Raw genomic sequence first — 13,168 nt, 5'->3', positions numbered from 1 at the left:
CCTCGTGAATACGTTCCTCTTTTGACGAGTGGCGCGAGGAGCGGCAACGCAGCATGGCAGAAACAGACGCCGTCAAAAGGAACAGCATCTGCGAGGCAGGACACTAACGATCCCCTTGGCGACGACGTTCCACCAGCGGCACCAAATAGACCGGTACCCGAGACAGTTGCAACACCCGCGCTGCGGTCCGGCCCAAAGGCGTTTCCGCGCCAGCACCGTGGCTATGACTACCTACGATCAACAAATCCACGGAGAGTTTCTGCGCCTGGTCGAGAATCACCTGCGACGGGTCGCCCTGAAGCACCCGCACCGCTTTAATTCGTTCCAGGTCCTGTTCCCCCTCGCCCCCCAGTTCTTCACGAAAGCTGTCGAGTACCCGCTGCTCGATATTGGCAATCACCGTATTCAGACCCTGGCTGTGAAACTCGTTCAACGCCTGCTCATCGAGGTAACTCTGAAGCACCGATTCGGCGAACAACCCCATCGGTTCAACGGCGTGCACCACGTAGAGGTCAGCATTGAATGTCCGCGCCAGCGCCAGGGCATGTTGCATCACCAACGGTGCATACAGGCCGAGGTCGGTGGCATACAGTATCGAATGAATCATATGACCTCCTCGAGTGCCAACATGGCCGAGATTGATTCAGCTTAGCAGTGCCTTGGCGAGTACGACGTCCCGCGTAACGCGTTGAACCGCGGGCTTAAACCTTTAGCTCGTTGCTTATGCCATGGGGCACGTGACCGGTGGCGACCACCTCGCGGGCCAACTCGCAGTGACCGGCCTGATCGTCGAAAAACACATCGGCGGCGAAGGCTTCGAGAAACGCCGATTTGGTCAGGCCGCCGAGAAACAGCGACTCGTCCAGACGAATGTCCCATTCGCGCAAAGTGCGGATCACCCGCTCATGGGCCGGCGCCGATCGCGCGGTCACCAGGGCCGTGCGGATCGGACAGGCGTCATCCGGGAACTCGCGCTGTAACAGATTGAGGGCCGCAAGGAAGCCCTTGAACGGCCCGCCGCGCAACGGCTCGCGGGCGGCTTCGCGCTCGCTGGCCTGAAACGCTTCCAGACCATCGGACTGATAGACGCGCTCCGACTCGTCGGAAAACAGCACCGCATCACCATCGAAGGCAATGCGCAATTCATCGCTGGCCGCACGGCTGGCGCCACCCGACAGAATGGTCGCCGCGGCGAACCCGGCATCCAGTGCACTGCGCACGTCTTCGGCATGCGTCGAGAGAAACAGGTCACAGCCAAACGCCTTGAGGTACGGATAAGGACTGCGCCCGCCGACGAATGCCGCGCGGGAAATTGCCAAGCCATAGTGGTGGATCGAATTGAACACCCGCAGGCCGGTGTCGGCACTGTTGCGCGACACCAGGATCACCTCGACCCGGGCGCGGCCGAGGCGGGTGTTCAAGCTGAGGAGTTTTTGCACCAATGGGAATGCATCACCGGGCTCGAGGATTTCATCTTCGTGTTCGATCTGATATTGCCGATAGGCCTCGACACCACTCGAGAGATAGACCTTGTGGCTTTCGCTCAGGTCGAACAGCGCACGCGAAGAAATCGCCAGCACCAGTTTGTCGTCGATCGTTTTTGCCATGCCCTTCTCCCCAAGGTTGATCGACTCAAGTGTTACGTCGATCGATAAAACTCAAACTGCGATACAAGGCTTCGATTCGCGGCAATTCGCATCCTGCCGCTTTGGCCGCCGCCAGGGGCCGGGCGTAAATCGCCTCCAGCTCCAGCGGTCGCTTGTGCAGAAAATCGTGGTACATGCTCGGCCAGTAGTCGGGCATTTTCTCGGTCACCATGAACAGATGGTCGGCATATCCAGCTGGTACGTTGTGACCGCAGGCGATTGCGCCTTGAACCACTTCGGCCATCAGAGCCTTGATCAGCTCCCGACTGTCGGCATCGGCCATCAATGGCGTAGTGCTCGCCCCAAGCAGCACCGACAGACCGTTGTAAGGGATATTCCAGACCAGTTTTTGCCAGCGCGCCTGATGCAGGTTCGCCATGGCCTGGGAATCGATGCCGGCGGCGCGGAACAGCCCGGAGCCTTCCTCGACAATTGCCATGCGCGCCTGCTCGTCGGCTACGGGGCCGCTGTGATAGCCAACATTCACCGCGCCGAGCGCCTGATGAGTGATGACGCCGGGGCCGTCGCGATGGACGCAGATATAGCAGAGCCCACCGAGCACGTGCAGCGAATCGGGAAGCAACGCCCGCAAGCTGTCTTCGACTTCCAGACCGTTTTGCAACAGCAGCACCTTGGCATTCGGTGCCGCCGCTTTAACGATGGCCGGCACCAGGTCCGTGTTGCTGGTGGTTTTTGCGCCGACCAGCAACCAGTCGCAGGGTGGCATGTCTTCGGCCGCAGAATAGGCCTTAACCGGATTCAACGTCAGCGCGCCATGCACCGCACTGTCGAGTTGCAATCCGCGTTCGGCAACGGCCGAAAACTCACTGCGCAATAAAAAATGCACATCAAAACCGGCACGCGCCAGCATCACGCCGTAGAACCCGCCGATCGCGCCGGTGCCAAAAACACCGATTGTCGGTTTGGTCACTGCCCCCATCATGGCAACTCCTCTGCTATTCGACTCAACGCCTGACCCACGGCCTCATTGAGCTCAGTGCTGGTCAGGCGCGAACTTAGTGCCCCGAAGAATTCACCGTCGCGCACCACAAACAGCGCCGGCAAGTAAAAGACCTGATAACGCTCGACCACCCCACCATTGTTCCCTGCATCAATCCAGCACAGTCGATCAACATTCAGATCGAGTCGTGGCAACTGCTCACGGGCAAAACGGCAACTGGCGCAGCCGACACTGGTGAAAATAACCAGCGACACACCGCTCATCGCCAGCAGCCGTTGGTCGGCGTCGAAATCGGTCAGATCCAATTCGACCACTATACTGGGGGAAACAATGTCAGATGGCCGACACATGGAGTCCGTGTTCATGGGACGTTTTATTCCTCACCCTGACGATGTGCCCGTCGAATTAACGTTGCTCAAACCTGAGTGTATTTCGCGGGACCAGCTGCACACTATCAGCCTCGGGGGCATGGCTTGCAATTATCACCGGGCGTGGCGCCACGGTACGGCGCTGGAAGTGCGCATGCCTACCTTAAACCCCGACTTGCGTTTTCTGGGCTATGTGGCCTGGTGCCTACGGCGCAAGCGCGGCTATCTGGTAGGCATCGCTTTTGTTGACGAGCAGATGATGTTCAGTGCCCGAATGGGCGAGCAGGTGTGCCAGATCGAGCGTTACTGTCGACTGCATGACGCGCACGACGACCTACAGGAAACTCAAGCCCTGGCCCTCGAATGGGTCCAGGAGCACGCCGATGAGTTCTCTCAGGACACGGTTCGCAGGGCATTTGCACAGGCTGTGCTGGATTAAACCGGTGTCTGCCCATTGTCGAGCAGGCGCGTAACGCGCTAAGGTTCGGCTCCCCGACGCGCTTAATTTGCTGTGCTCCGCCGCGCGGGTTCGCTGGCGGCCGGCACCCGTGACCTGACGAGTAAACGATGGCTGATTTACCGATCAACGACCTAAACGTCGCCTCCAACGAGACCCTGATCACTCCCGATCAGCTCAAGCGTGATATCCCACTGAGCGACGCTGCCCTGCGCACCGTCACCAAGGGACGCGAAGTCATTCGCAACATTCTTGATGGCACCGACCACCGCCTCTTTGTTGTCATCGGGCCTTGCTCGATCCACGACATCAAGGCGGCCCATGAATACGCCGAACGCCTGAAGGTGCTTGCGGCCGAAGTGTCCGATACCCTGTATCTGGTCATGCGTGTGTATTTCGAGAAGCCACGCACCACCGTCGGCTGGAAAGGTTTGATCAACGATCCGTACCTGGACGACTCCTTCAAGATTCAGGACGGTTTGCACATCGGTCGCCAGTTGCTGCTGGACTTGGCCGAAATGGGCCTGCCGACCGCAACCGAAGCCCTCGACCCGATCTCCCCGCAATACTTGCAGGACCTGATCAGCTGGTCAGCCATCGGGGCGCGCACCACCGAATCCCAGACTCACCGTGAAATGGCTTCCGGCCTGTCCTCGGCAGTCGGCTTCAAAAATGGCACCGACGGCGGCCTGACCGTAGCAATCAACGCCCTGCAATCGGTTTCCAGCCCGCACCGTTTCCTCGGCATCAACCAGGAAGGTGGCGTGTCGATCGTTACCACCAAGGGCAATGCCTACGGCCACGTGGTGCTACGAGGTGGCAACGGCAAACCGAACTACGATTCGGTTAGCGTCGCACTGTGCGAGCAAGCGCTGAACAAGGCGAAGATCAAGCCGAACATCATGGTCGATTGCAGCCACGCCAACTCCAACAAGGACCCGGCCCTGCAACCGCTGGTGATGGAGAACGTCGCCAACCAGATCCTCGAAGGCAACCAGTCGATCATCGGCCTGATGGTCGAAAGTCATCTGAACTGGGGCTGCCAGTCGATCCCGAAAGACCTTGCCGACCTGCAATACGGCGTGTCGATCACCGATGCCTGCATCGACTGGACCGCCACCGAAAAGTCGTTGCGCAGCATGCATGCCAAGCTCAAGGATGTGCTGCCAAAACGTGATCGCAGCTGATCACCGTTTTTCGCGCATAAAAAAACGCCGGGCTTAACCCGGCGTTTTTTTTATGTGTACGGTTACTGGCTCAGCTTGGCCCCATGCCGCTGGTGACGCTCCATGTAGCGCTCCACGTAGGAACACGATGGAATGACGGTGTAGCCCATTTCCTCAGCGTACTCCAGCGCCTTCTCGGTCAAGGCTGCCGCAATGCCGCGACCACGCAGTGCGTTGGGCACAAAGGTGCGATAGATATCCAGGGTCTGTTTCCCCAGATCCATATAGGTCAGGTAGGCACGATGACCGTCCACATTGGTCTCGAACTGATGACCAGCCTGGTCATGGTGGATGGACAACGCCTCGCTCATCACTACTCCTCGCGGGTCTGGAATTCTGACCCCTACCTTACCGATGTTTTTCCGGCGAAGGAACATCTACGCCACCCCGTGCCTGAATGGACACCGAGAAGAGCCGCACCCATCTCGCGCAACCGAGCACGTATCAAATAGTAGGCGCCATTGGCAGAAATGCTCAAGATACGCTCGTCATCACGCGGGTTGGCGGGTGCTGCTCCGGGTTACGCAGAGACGGCTCGACCGAAGATCCTGGAAGATCGATAGCCTGAACATTGCCGGATATTGAGACTTAAGACGAGCGCCCTTTGTTAAAGTCACCTCAACATGGAGAAAGATATGAGAAGCGCCACGCAAAATCCGAACAAAAGTGTAGACGAATCCATCTAGACAGACTTTAGCCAGGACTCGGAAAAGAGCTGTGAGCGCGCGGAACCTTTCTTCGGCGGCTCGCTCAGTTCGGGCCTCCCAGCTGGATGTTTTTTAAACAATGCAGTTAAAAGTTGCTCGAAAAAGAATCAAAGCCTACAATTTTTTTTGCTTCTTGCTTTACGTCAGTTTACTTACGACAAGTAATGGGTAGTATGTACGCCGGCTATTTCCTCACTCTGAGGAGACAGCTACTTAATAGAAAGTCCTTGAAGGGGAACACGATGAACAACGTTCTGAAATTCTCTGCTCTGGCTCTGGCCGCAGTTCTGGCTACCGGTTGCAGCAGCGTATCGAAAGAAACCGAAGCACGTCTGACAGCTACTGAAGACGCAGCTGCTCGCTCCCAGGCTCGTGCAGACGAAGCTTACCGTAAAGCTGATGAAGCTCTGGCTGCTGCTCAAAAAGCACAACAGACTGCTGACGAAGCTAACGAGCGTGCTCTGCGCATGCTGGACAAAGCTAGCCGCAAGTAATAATCCTTCGGGATTGTTATCAAGCCGACCCATTTTTTGGGTCGGCTTTTTTATTGCCCGGGGTTTCGTCCAGGCCATAAAAAACCCGCCGGCGCAGTCAGCGTCGGCGGGTTCTGTTCAAGCATTACTGCAGCGGGTCGATCGGTGCACTCGACACCATCGGCGCGGAAGTATTCGGCACGCCGATTTCCACCGGCAGGCCATCTTCAGCGGCAACCACGTCGCGCACTACATCCCAGTTCATGCGCAGGTTGTTGGTGATATCCTCACGCTTGAGCATCGCATTGATCACCGCGGTGTGCTTGTCGACTACAGAGGGGTTGCCTTTGTCGTCCAGCGGTGTGTGCGCTTCCAGATACACTTTGCCGCCACTGACGCCGAATTTGTACGGATCGCTGACGATGCGTACCGACGTACCTACCGGCACCATGCCCGCCATTTCCAGCACGTTGTTGTTGAACATGCGGAAGCAACCGTGGCTGGTGCGCATGCCGATGCCGAACTTCTTGTTCGAACCGTGGATCAGGTAGCCCGGCGTGCCCAACGTGAATTTGAACGGCCCCAACGGGTTGTCCGGGCCTGCCGGCACCACGTTCGGCAGCGGATCACCATCGGCAAGGTGCTCGGCCTTGATCGACGCTGGAGGGGTCCAGGTCGGGTTCGGCGTCTTGGCGATGATGCTGGTATGGGCAATCGGCGAGCCCCAGCCTTCACGGCCGATACCCAGCGGGAAGGTGTAGACCACGTTCCGGCCTTTCGGGAAGTAATAGAGGCGGTATTCAGCCAGGTTGATGACGATGCCTTCACGCGGGCCCGGCGGCAGGATAAAGCGCGTCGGCAGCACCACTTCGGTGCCAGCGCCCGGCAACCATGGATCGACGCCAGGGTTGGCCGCGATCATTTCCGAATAGCCCAGATCGTAGGTGGTGCCAAGGTCAGCGAAGGTGTCTTCGTACTTGGCCTTGATCACCTGGACCTGGCCGATGATGTCTTCACCGGGCGGTGGCAGGGGCAGCTCCAATGCTGCTACGGGACCCGCCACACAGAGGGCGGCGAGAGACAGGTAGCGGGTGACGGCAGGAAAGCGCGGCAACATCCGGAAAATCCTTCGCATGATCGACAAGGGTATAAAAACGGGATTGTACACCGGTGCCTGGAAAATCGGGGAGTTGACCGATAGCAAGCAATGTATCGGGCTCTAAAGCTCGAAGCGCAGCTCTGGCCAGATCGGAGAAGTGCCACGTTTTTGCGATTCCAGAATGGCCCGGCACAGCGAGCACAGGCGCTGGTCCTGAAACACTCGGCGTTCGACGCTCGACCAGCGCGGTTGTGCTGGCAGCAGGCTGCCGCACAAGGTCCGGTCCGCCGAGCCGCCCAGCTCCAGCTGACGGGTCACCAGATGTACCCGCACTTCCTGGCAGGCGAACAGATCCAGCTGTTCGTCAGGCTCGATCAGTTGGTAGGCAAAAAGGGACCAGGCAGGACGTGGCATCGGGGGCTCCAAATCGGGGGCGCCACCTTAGCCGAAACACCGCCGCTAGAAAAGCGTCAAAGCAGCGGTTTCAGTGTCGGCCAGACATTTTCCAGCAACTTGTCCTGAGCCCCGACAGTCGGGTGCAAGCCATCGGCCTGCATCAAGTCCGGATGACCGCCCACGCCGTCAAGAAAAAACGGCACCAGCGGGATCTTTTTTTCCTCGGCCAGGGTGCTGTAGACCTTCGCGAAGGCCTCGGTATAACGAACGCCGTAGTTGGGTGGCAACTGCATGCCGAGCAAAAGCACCTTGGCGCCACTGTCCCTGGAGCTGTCGATCATCGATGCAAGGTTTTGTTGCAAATTAGCTGGGGGCATTCCACGCAGCCCGTCATTGCCGCCCAATTCAAGGATCACCAACTCAGGTTTATGCGCTGCAAGCAGCGCGGGCAGGCGCGCCTGGCCTCCGGCGCTGGTGTCGCCGCTGATGGACGCATTGACCACCTTGTCGTCGAAACCTTCGCGCTTGAGCCGTTGCTCGAGCAGGGATACCCATCCCAACTGGGTATCCAGCCCGAAACCGGCGCTGATACTATCGCCAACGATCAGGACTGTACCCGCCGCTGCATTCTGGGCCATGCACATCAAGGCCAGGCCAGCACTCAAAAACCACACACGCATCGGATTCTCCATGGGCGCAAGCATTCTCACCGCGAAGAACCTCAGCAAAGTGGTTCCCAGCGCGGAAGGTGAACTGACTATCCTGCACGAACTCAGCCTGGAACTGAACAAGGGCGACAGCCTGGCGATTGTCGGCGCCTCCGGTTCCGGCAAATCCACCCTCCTGGGCCTGCTCGCCGGCCTCGATCTGCCGAGCAGCGGCGACGTCACCCTCGCAGGGCAAGCCCTGAGCAATCTCGACGAAGACCAGCGCGCGCGCATCCGGGCCGAGCATGTCGGTTTTGTGTTCCAGTCCTTTCAGCTGCTCGACAGCCTCAACGCCCTGGAAAACGTCATGCTGCCGCTGGAACTCGACGGCCGCAAAGACGCCCGTGAACGCGCCACCGAGCTGCTGCAACGGGTCGGCCTGGGCCAGCGACTGACCCATTCGCCACGCCAACTTTCCGGTGGCGAGCAGCAACGCGTGGCGATTGCCCGTGCATTTGCCGCCGAACCCGATGTGCTGTTTGCCGACGAACCCACCGGTAACCTCGACAGCCACACCGGCGAGCGCATCAGCGATCTGCTGTTCGAGCTCAACCAGGAACGCGGCACAACCCTGGTGCTGGTGACCCACGACGAACGCCTGGCACATCGCTGCCGGCGCCTGATCCGCCTTGAAGCCGGCCTGCTGGTCGCCCCTCTGGAGCCTTGATGGCACGCCTGCCGCTGTTGCGCCTGTTCAGTCTTGCCATCCGCCAACTGCTGCGCGACGCCCGTGCCGGTGAACTGCGCGTGTTGTTCTTCGCCCTGGTGGTCGCCGTCGCGGCGAGTACCGCCATCGGCTACTTCGGTGCCCGCCTGAATGGCGCCATGATGCTGCGCGCCACCGAGTTTCTCGGTGCTGACCTGTTGCTGGAAGGCAGTTCGCCGGCACGGCCCGAACAGATCAGAAGCGGCACGGAGCTGGGCCTTGAACACGCGCAAGTGGTGGAGTTCTCCAGCGTCATCGCCACTGACAACGGCATTCAGCTGTCCAGTATCAAGGCCGCCGATAAGGTCTATCCACTGCGCGGTGAACTGAAAAGTGCCCCGGTACCCTTCGCTCCAGAAGAACCCGGCGGCGGACCGAAACCCGGTGAGGCCTGGGTCGAAGCGCGACTGCTGACCGCGCTGGATTTGAAGATCGGCGACAGCATCGATGTTGGCGTACGAACCCTGAAGCTGGCGCGAGTGCTGACCTACGAACCGGACCGCGCCGGCAACTTCTACAGCCTCACGCCGCGAGTACTGATCAACCTCAGCGACCTCGCGGCGACGGGTGTGGTGCAACCCGGCAGCCGGGTCAGTTACCGCGAACTCTGGCGAGGTAAAGCCGAGGCGCTGGAAACCTATCGTCAATTGATCAAGCCCGGGCTGGCGGCCAACCAGCGCATACAGGATGCCCGCGACGGCAACCGGCAGATCGGCGGCGCGCTGGGCAAGGCCGAGCGCTATTTGAACATGGCGAGCCTGGTGGCGGTTCTGCTGTCCGGGGTGGCTGTGGCGCTGTCGGCGACGCGCTTCGCCACCCGCCGATTCGATGCCAGTGCATTGCTGCGTTGTCTGGGGCTGTCCCGCCGGGAAACCATGCTGCTGTTCAGTTTGCAACTGACGGTGCTCGGGCTGCTCGCCAGTATCAGCGGCGCCCTCATCGGCTGGTTCGCGCAGATGGGTCTGTTCGCGCTATTGCATGATTTATTGCCGACCGACGTTCCGCCGGGCGGTCTGTTTCCTGCCATCGCCGGGATCGGTACCGGGCTGGTGGCGCTGGCCGGTTTTGCCTTGCCGCCACTGGCTGCACTGGGTCGCGTTCCGCCATTGCGGGTATTGCGTCGGGACATGTTGCCGATTCCTTCCAGCACCTGGATGGTCTACGGCGCGGCATTGGGCGCCCTCGGGCTGATCATGTGGCGTCTGAGCCTGGACCTGGTGTTGACCTTCGCCCTGCTCGGTGGCGGTGTGATCGCGGCGTTGGTGCTTGGAGGTTTGCTGTTGCTGCTTCTGAAGAGTCTGCGCCGAATGCTGGCGCGCGCCTCCTTGCCGTGGCGCCTCGGGCTGGGCCAATTGCTGCGCCACCCGCTGGCAGCAGCGGGACAAGCCCTGGCCTTCGGCCTGATTCTGCTGTCCATGGCATTGATCGCTTTGCTGCGTGGCGAGCTACTGGATACCTGGCAGAACCAGCTACCAAAAAACGCGCCTAACTATTTCGCGTTGAACATCCTGCCGGCGGACAAACAGGCGTTCACCGATCGCCTGTTCGAACTGCAGGCGCAAACCGCGCCGCTGTACCCGGTGGTGCCGGGGCGACTGATCAGCGTCAACGGCGAGCCGGTGCAGGAAATCGTCAGCAAGGATTCGGCCGGCGATCGAGCGATCCAGCGCGACCTGAGCCTGACCTGGGCGGCGGATTTGCCGGCGGGCAATAAACTCACTGCGGGCAACTGGTGGCCCGAACAGGCGCCGGACGAGATTCCTGGCGTATCGGTGGAAGGTAAAGTTGCCGAAAGCTTGAAGCTCAAGCTCGGCGATCACATGGTTTTTACCGTGGGCGGCGTTAACCGCGAAGCGAAAGTCACCAGCCTGCGAGACATCAACTGGGACAACTTCCAACCTAACTTCTTCATGATCTTCCAGCCCGGCACGCTGAAGGATCTGCCGGCGACCTACCTGACCAGTTTTTATCTGGCGGCGGGTCATGATCAGCAGATCGTGGATCTGTCGCGGGCCTTCCCGGCGGTGACCATTCTGCAAGTCGAAGCCTTGCTCGAACAGCTGCGCAGTATCCTCGGTCAAGTCACCCTGGCGGTGGAATACGTGCTGTTGTTCGTGTTGGCGGCGGGGATGGCGGTGTTGTTTTCAGGTTTGCAGGCGACGCTCGATGAACGTATTCGCCAAGGCGCATTGTTGCGAGCGCTGGGGGCCGAGCGGCAATTGTTGGTCAAGGCCCGGCGAATCGAGTTCGGTTTGCTTGGGGCGGTCAGCGGATTGTTGGCAGCGCTGGGTTCGGAACTGGTGAGCCTGGTGCTCTACCGCTACGCCTTCGACCTGCCCTGGCATCCGCATCCATGGTTGTTGATACTGCCGCTGATCGGCGCCGTGCTGATCGGTGGTGCCGGTGTATTCGGCACTCGTCGGGCCTTGAACGCCAGCCCACTGACAGTCCTGCGCGAGGGTTGATAGACTCAAACACTCTCGTTCACAAGAACCCAACCACAAGAAGTTGCCATGAGCCGCTATCGCCCTCCCCGCACCGCTGGCACCGCGTTGATCACCCCCGAAGGTGAAGCGCGGATGCGGGCCGAGTTTCATGAGCTCTGGCATGTTCGGCGGCCGCAGGTCACACAGTCGGTCAGCGAGGCCGCGGCACAGGGCGATCGCTCGGAAAACGCCGAATATCTCCAAGCACCGCACTTTCCATGCTATCGCCACTTCCGGGCTTTAAATCCGGGCATTCGTAAATAGTAGCCATACTCAAAAAACCATACTATTTGTTGTAAAAAATTTCGTTAATCCACCACAACATTTCTCCGCCCGGGGTCTGCACAACTGCCTCGTCGCCCACCTCTTTCTTCAAAAGCGCACGCGCCATGGGCGAATCGATCGAGATGTAATCGTTGCGACCGTAAATTTCGTCATAGCCCACGACCCTGAATTTTTTGATTTCATCCGTCTCGTTTTCGATCTCGACCCAAGCCCCGAAGAAAACCTTCCCTTCCTGCTCAGGCGAGTATTCAACAACCCGGACATCTTCAAGCCTCTTGCGAAGATATCGCACGCGTCGATCAATTTCTCGAAGCAGCTTCTTGTTGTACTGATAGTCAGCATTTTCACTTCGATCGCCTAGTGATGCTGCCCAGGTAACCTTGCGCGTCGTGTCAGGACGCTTTTCTCGCCAAAGGAAATCAAGCTCCTTCTTCAAGGCCTCGTGACCTTCCTTCGTGATGATGTTGGTGCTCAAGACGGGCCTCTCAGTAACGATTATCAGGACACAAATGGATAGCGCTCTATTGTCTGACGGCTTGTGTCAGATGCTGCAATAGCTTTCATGACCCACGATCAAAATACGAATGCTTCTGCCACCTGAATCAGCGTTTCTTCAACACCGCGGGTGCCGTGAGTAGTGGAGAGCATCTCTACTGGACTCTTGCCCGAAAAGCGATCTTTGGACTTAGAGAGCCAACGCCTAGCCTTAGCGCCATCCCCGAAAAGCGCCTCGGCCATAGCTATTATGTGGATAACACGGAACAGACGATAACTTTCGTGCACCGTGAGTCTCTCATTACGGGCCAATCTCGATTTGAGTGTTTTAAGTGGAATGATCTGATCGCGCTCTAGGGAAGGTCTGAAGTACCCACCGATTTTTCATGCCCTCGCTACTTGAGGTTAAAAAAATCATATGTCGGTCGAAATCAGAACTTTTTTGCCCTTAATTCATGGTTTTTTCCTCTGATCGCACTGTTTCAGGGCGATCAGCCTACATTACAGACGCACCTCGCCCCTACCCATCAACCGTTTTCGCACCATCCACAGATTCGACAAAGCGAACAAGGTTGTCTGGTGAGCGATGTTTTCATCCCGAAAAAATATTGGTTTCCTTTCTTCGTCTGATGCATTTCAGGGTCGCGTTTACCGTCCTTGTTCTTGGTCGAACTCGGCGCATGAATGATCGTCGCATCGACAACCGTGCCGTGACGCAGCAGCAAACCACGATCACCCAGATAGCCATTGATAACCTGCAAAATCCCGCCCGCCAACTCATGTTCCTCCAGTAGGCGCCGGAAGTTGAGGATCGTGGTTTCATCGGGAATCCGATCCAGATGCAGCCCGAGAACTGGCGCAGGATCGTGGTCTCGTAAAGTGCTCCTTCCATCGCCGGATCGCTGTAACCGAACCAGTTCTGCATCAGATGAGTCCGCAACATGGCCAGCAACGGATACGCCGGACGACAGCCTTCACCCTTTGGATAATACGGCTCGATCAAGGCAATCAAACCCTTCCAGGGACAACCACCTGATCCATCTCGATCAGGAAGCGCTCGCGGCGGGTCTGCTTACGCTTGCCGGCATACTCGGCATCGGCGAAGGACATCTGTTTCATCGGGGCTCAACCGTTCGATTCGTCCGAGACGGGTATT

14 protein-coding genes and 3 pseudogenes are annotated in these 13,168 nt (G+C 58.7%); 6 read left to right on the top strand and 11 right to left on the bottom strand.

Annotated elements, in window-relative coordinates; genetic code table 11:
* Positions 1–103: 103 nt before the first annotated feature.
* The 4 genes from ACYZTR_RS10470 to ACYZTR_RS10455 form a co-directional block, all read right to left on the bottom strand.
* The gene (locus tag ACYZTR_RS10470) at positions 104–607 is read right to left on the bottom strand and encodes a universal stress protein (protein WP_461978597.1); all 504 of its coding nucleotides are present in this window, start codon (positions 605–607) and stop codon (positions 104–106) included.
* A 94-nt stretch (positions 608–701) separates the two neighbouring features.
* Entirely contained in the window at positions 702–1,607 is a 906-nt protein-coding gene (locus tag ACYZTR_RS10465) for a 5'-nucleotidase (protein WP_461978595.1), read from the bottom strand.
* A 25-nt stretch (positions 1,608–1,632) separates the two neighbouring features.
* A complete protein-coding gene (locus ACYZTR_RS10460; RefSeq protein ID WP_461978593.1) occupies positions 1,633–2,589 on the bottom strand; it encodes a putative 2-dehydropantoate 2-reductase in 957 nt (318 codons plus the stop codon).
* A complete protein-coding gene (locus tag ACYZTR_RS10455) occupies positions 2,586–2,972 on the bottom strand; it encodes a thioredoxin family protein (RefSeq protein ID WP_461978591.1) in 387 nt (128 codons plus the stop codon). Before ACYZTR_RS10455 ends, ACYZTR_RS10460 begins: the two co-directional genes overlap by 4 nt.
* Between ACYZTR_RS10455 and ACYZTR_RS10450 the strand changes: the two genes are divergently transcribed.
* Together ACYZTR_RS10450 and ACYZTR_RS10445 are read left to right on the top strand one after the other, a co-directional pair.
* Positions 2,971–3,414, top strand: coding sequence for a PilZ domain-containing protein (locus ACYZTR_RS10450; RefSeq protein ID WP_461978589.1), 444 nt, complete (start codon positions 2,971–2,973; stop codon positions 3,412–3,414). The genes ACYZTR_RS10455 and ACYZTR_RS10450 overlap by 2 nt on opposite strands.
* Positions 3,415–3,542: 128 nt before the next feature.
* Positions 3,543–4,619 (top strand): 3-deoxy-7-phosphoheptulonate synthase, encoded by a 1,077-nt coding sequence (locus ACYZTR_RS10445; RefSeq protein ID WP_449645422.1) that lies wholly within the window; start codon positions 3,543–3,545, stop codon positions 4,617–4,619.
* 62 nt (positions 4,620–4,681) lie between these two features.
* Here ACYZTR_RS10445 and ACYZTR_RS10440 read toward each other — a convergent pair whose 3' ends face one another.
* Positions 4,682–4,969, bottom strand: a complete 288-nt coding sequence (locus ACYZTR_RS10440; protein WP_461978587.1) for a GNAT family N-acetyltransferase — start codon at positions 4,967–4,969, stop codon at positions 4,682–4,684.
* Positions 4,970–5,607: 638 nt separating this feature from the next.
* Between ACYZTR_RS10440 and oprI the strand changes: the two genes are divergently transcribed.
* A complete protein-coding gene (oprI, locus tag ACYZTR_RS10435) occupies positions 5,608–5,859 on the top strand; it encodes an outer membrane lipoprotei OprI (protein ID WP_002553018.1) in 252 nt (83 codons plus the stop codon).
* Between the two features lie 124 nt (positions 5,860–5,983).
* Here oprI and ACYZTR_RS10430 read toward each other — a convergent pair whose 3' ends face one another.
* From ACYZTR_RS10430 to ACYZTR_RS10420, 3 genes are all read right to left on the bottom strand, one after another.
* The gene (locus ACYZTR_RS10430) at positions 5,984–6,955 is read right to left on the bottom strand and encodes a L,D-transpeptidase family protein (RefSeq protein WP_461978585.1); all 972 of its coding nucleotides are present in this window, start codon (positions 6,953–6,955) and stop codon (positions 5,984–5,986) included.
* A 102-nt stretch (positions 6,956–7,057) separates the two neighbouring features.
* Positions 7,058–7,351, bottom strand: coding sequence for a hypothetical protein (locus ACYZTR_RS10425; protein ID WP_123432651.1), 294 nt, complete (start codon positions 7,349–7,351; stop codon positions 7,058–7,060).
* A 56-nt stretch (positions 7,352–7,407) separates the two neighbouring features.
* Positions 7,408–8,013, bottom strand: coding sequence for an arylesterase (locus ACYZTR_RS10420; RefSeq protein WP_461978583.1), 606 nt, complete (start codon positions 8,011–8,013; stop codon positions 7,408–7,410).
* A gap of 10 nt (positions 8,014–8,023) precedes the next feature.
* On the opposite strand from ACYZTR_RS10420, the gene ACYZTR_RS10415 reads away from it, so the two are divergent.
* The 3 genes and pseudogenes from ACYZTR_RS10415 to ACYZTR_RS10405 form a co-directional block, all read left to right on the top strand.
* Entirely contained in the window at positions 8,024–8,707 is a 684-nt protein-coding gene (locus ACYZTR_RS10415; RefSeq protein WP_033057202.1) for an ABC transporter ATP-binding protein, read from the top strand.
* Positions 8,707–11,211 carry an ABC transporter permease gene (locus ACYZTR_RS10410; RefSeq protein WP_461978580.1) on the top strand — a complete coding sequence of 835 codons (2,505 nt, stop codon included), beginning with the start codon at positions 8,707–8,709 and terminating at the stop codon, positions 11,209–11,211. The genes ACYZTR_RS10415 and ACYZTR_RS10410 overlap by 1 nt, the downstream gene beginning before the upstream one ends.
* Positions 11,212–11,259: 48 nt before the next feature.
* A pseudogene (locus ACYZTR_RS10405) lies at positions 11,260–11,433 on the top strand (transcription elongation factor GreB); the annotation flags it as partial.
* A gap of 85 nt (positions 11,434–11,518) precedes the next feature.
* On the opposite strand, the gene greB reads toward ACYZTR_RS10405, so the two are convergent.
* The 3 genes and pseudogenes from greB to ACYZTR_RS10390 form a co-directional block, all read right to left on the bottom strand.
* Positions 11,519–11,992, bottom strand: coding sequence for a transcription elongation factor GreB (gene greB, locus ACYZTR_RS10400; RefSeq protein WP_461978578.1), 474 nt, complete (start codon positions 11,990–11,992; stop codon positions 11,519–11,521).
* A 98-nt stretch (positions 11,993–12,090) separates the two neighbouring features.
* Positions 12,091–12,369 (bottom strand): annotated as a pseudogene (locus ACYZTR_RS10395) (antitoxin Xre/MbcA/ParS toxin-binding domain-containing protein); the annotation flags it as partial.
* Between the two features lie 224 nt (positions 12,370–12,593).
* Positions 12,594–13,131 (bottom strand): annotated as a pseudogene (locus tag ACYZTR_RS10390) (IS5 family transposase); the annotation flags it as partial.
* Between the last annotated feature and the right edge of the window lie 37 nt (positions 13,132–13,168).

Source organism: Pseudomonas sp. Hz4 (assembly GCF_054898165.1).
The sequence above is the reverse complement of the archived record's forward strand: the minus strand, read 5'-3'. Positions and strand labels throughout refer to the sequence as shown.

Bases quoted from the DNA above. Each gene is read 5' to 3' on its own strand.
- ACYZTR_RS10420 (WP_461978583.1), bottom strand. From the start codon at position 8,013: ATGCGTGTGTGGTTTTTGAGTGCTGGCCTGGCCTTGATGTGCATGGCC.
- ACYZTR_RS10470 (WP_461978597.1), bottom strand. From the start codon at position 607: ATGATTCATTCGATACTGTATGCCACCGACCTCGGCCTGTATGCACCG.
- ACYZTR_RS10415 (WP_033057202.1), top strand. From the start codon at position 8,024: ATGGGCGCAAGCATTCTCACCGCGAAGAACCTCAGCAAAGTGGTTCCC.
- oprI (WP_002553018.1), top strand. From the start codon at position 5,608: ATGAACAACGTTCTGAAATTCTCTGCTCTGGCTCTGGCCGCAGTTCTG.
- ACYZTR_RS10410 (WP_461978580.1), top strand. From the start codon at position 8,707: ATGGCACGCCTGCCGCTGTTGCGCCTGTTCAGTCTTGCCATCCGCCAA.
- ACYZTR_RS10450 (WP_461978589.1), top strand. From the start codon at position 2,971: ATGGGACGTTTTATTCCTCACCCTGACGATGTGCCCGTCGAATTAACG.
- ACYZTR_RS10430 (WP_461978585.1), bottom strand. From the start codon at position 6,955: ATGTTGCCGCGCTTTCCTGCCGTCACCCGCTACCTGTCTCTCGCCGCC.
- ACYZTR_RS10455 (WP_461978591.1), bottom strand. From the start codon at position 2,972: ATGAACACGGACTCCATGTGTCGGCCATCTGACATTGTTTCCCCCAGT.
- ACYZTR_RS10465 (WP_461978595.1), bottom strand. From the start codon at position 1,607: ATGGCAAAAACGATCGACGACAAACTGGTGCTGGCGATTTCTTCGCGT.
- ACYZTR_RS10460 (WP_461978593.1), bottom strand. From the start codon at position 2,589: ATGATGGGGGCAGTGACCAAACCGACAATCGGTGTTTTTGGCACCGGC.
- ACYZTR_RS10440 (WP_461978587.1), bottom strand. From the start codon at position 4,969: ATGAGCGAGGCGTTGTCCATCCACCATGACCAGGCTGGTCATCAGTTC.
- ACYZTR_RS10425 (WP_123432651.1), bottom strand. From the start codon at position 7,351: ATGCCACGTCCTGCCTGGTCCCTTTTTGCCTACCAACTGATCGAGCCT.
- ACYZTR_RS10445 (WP_449645422.1), top strand. From the start codon at position 3,543: ATGGCTGATTTACCGATCAACGACCTAAACGTCGCCTCCAACGAGACC.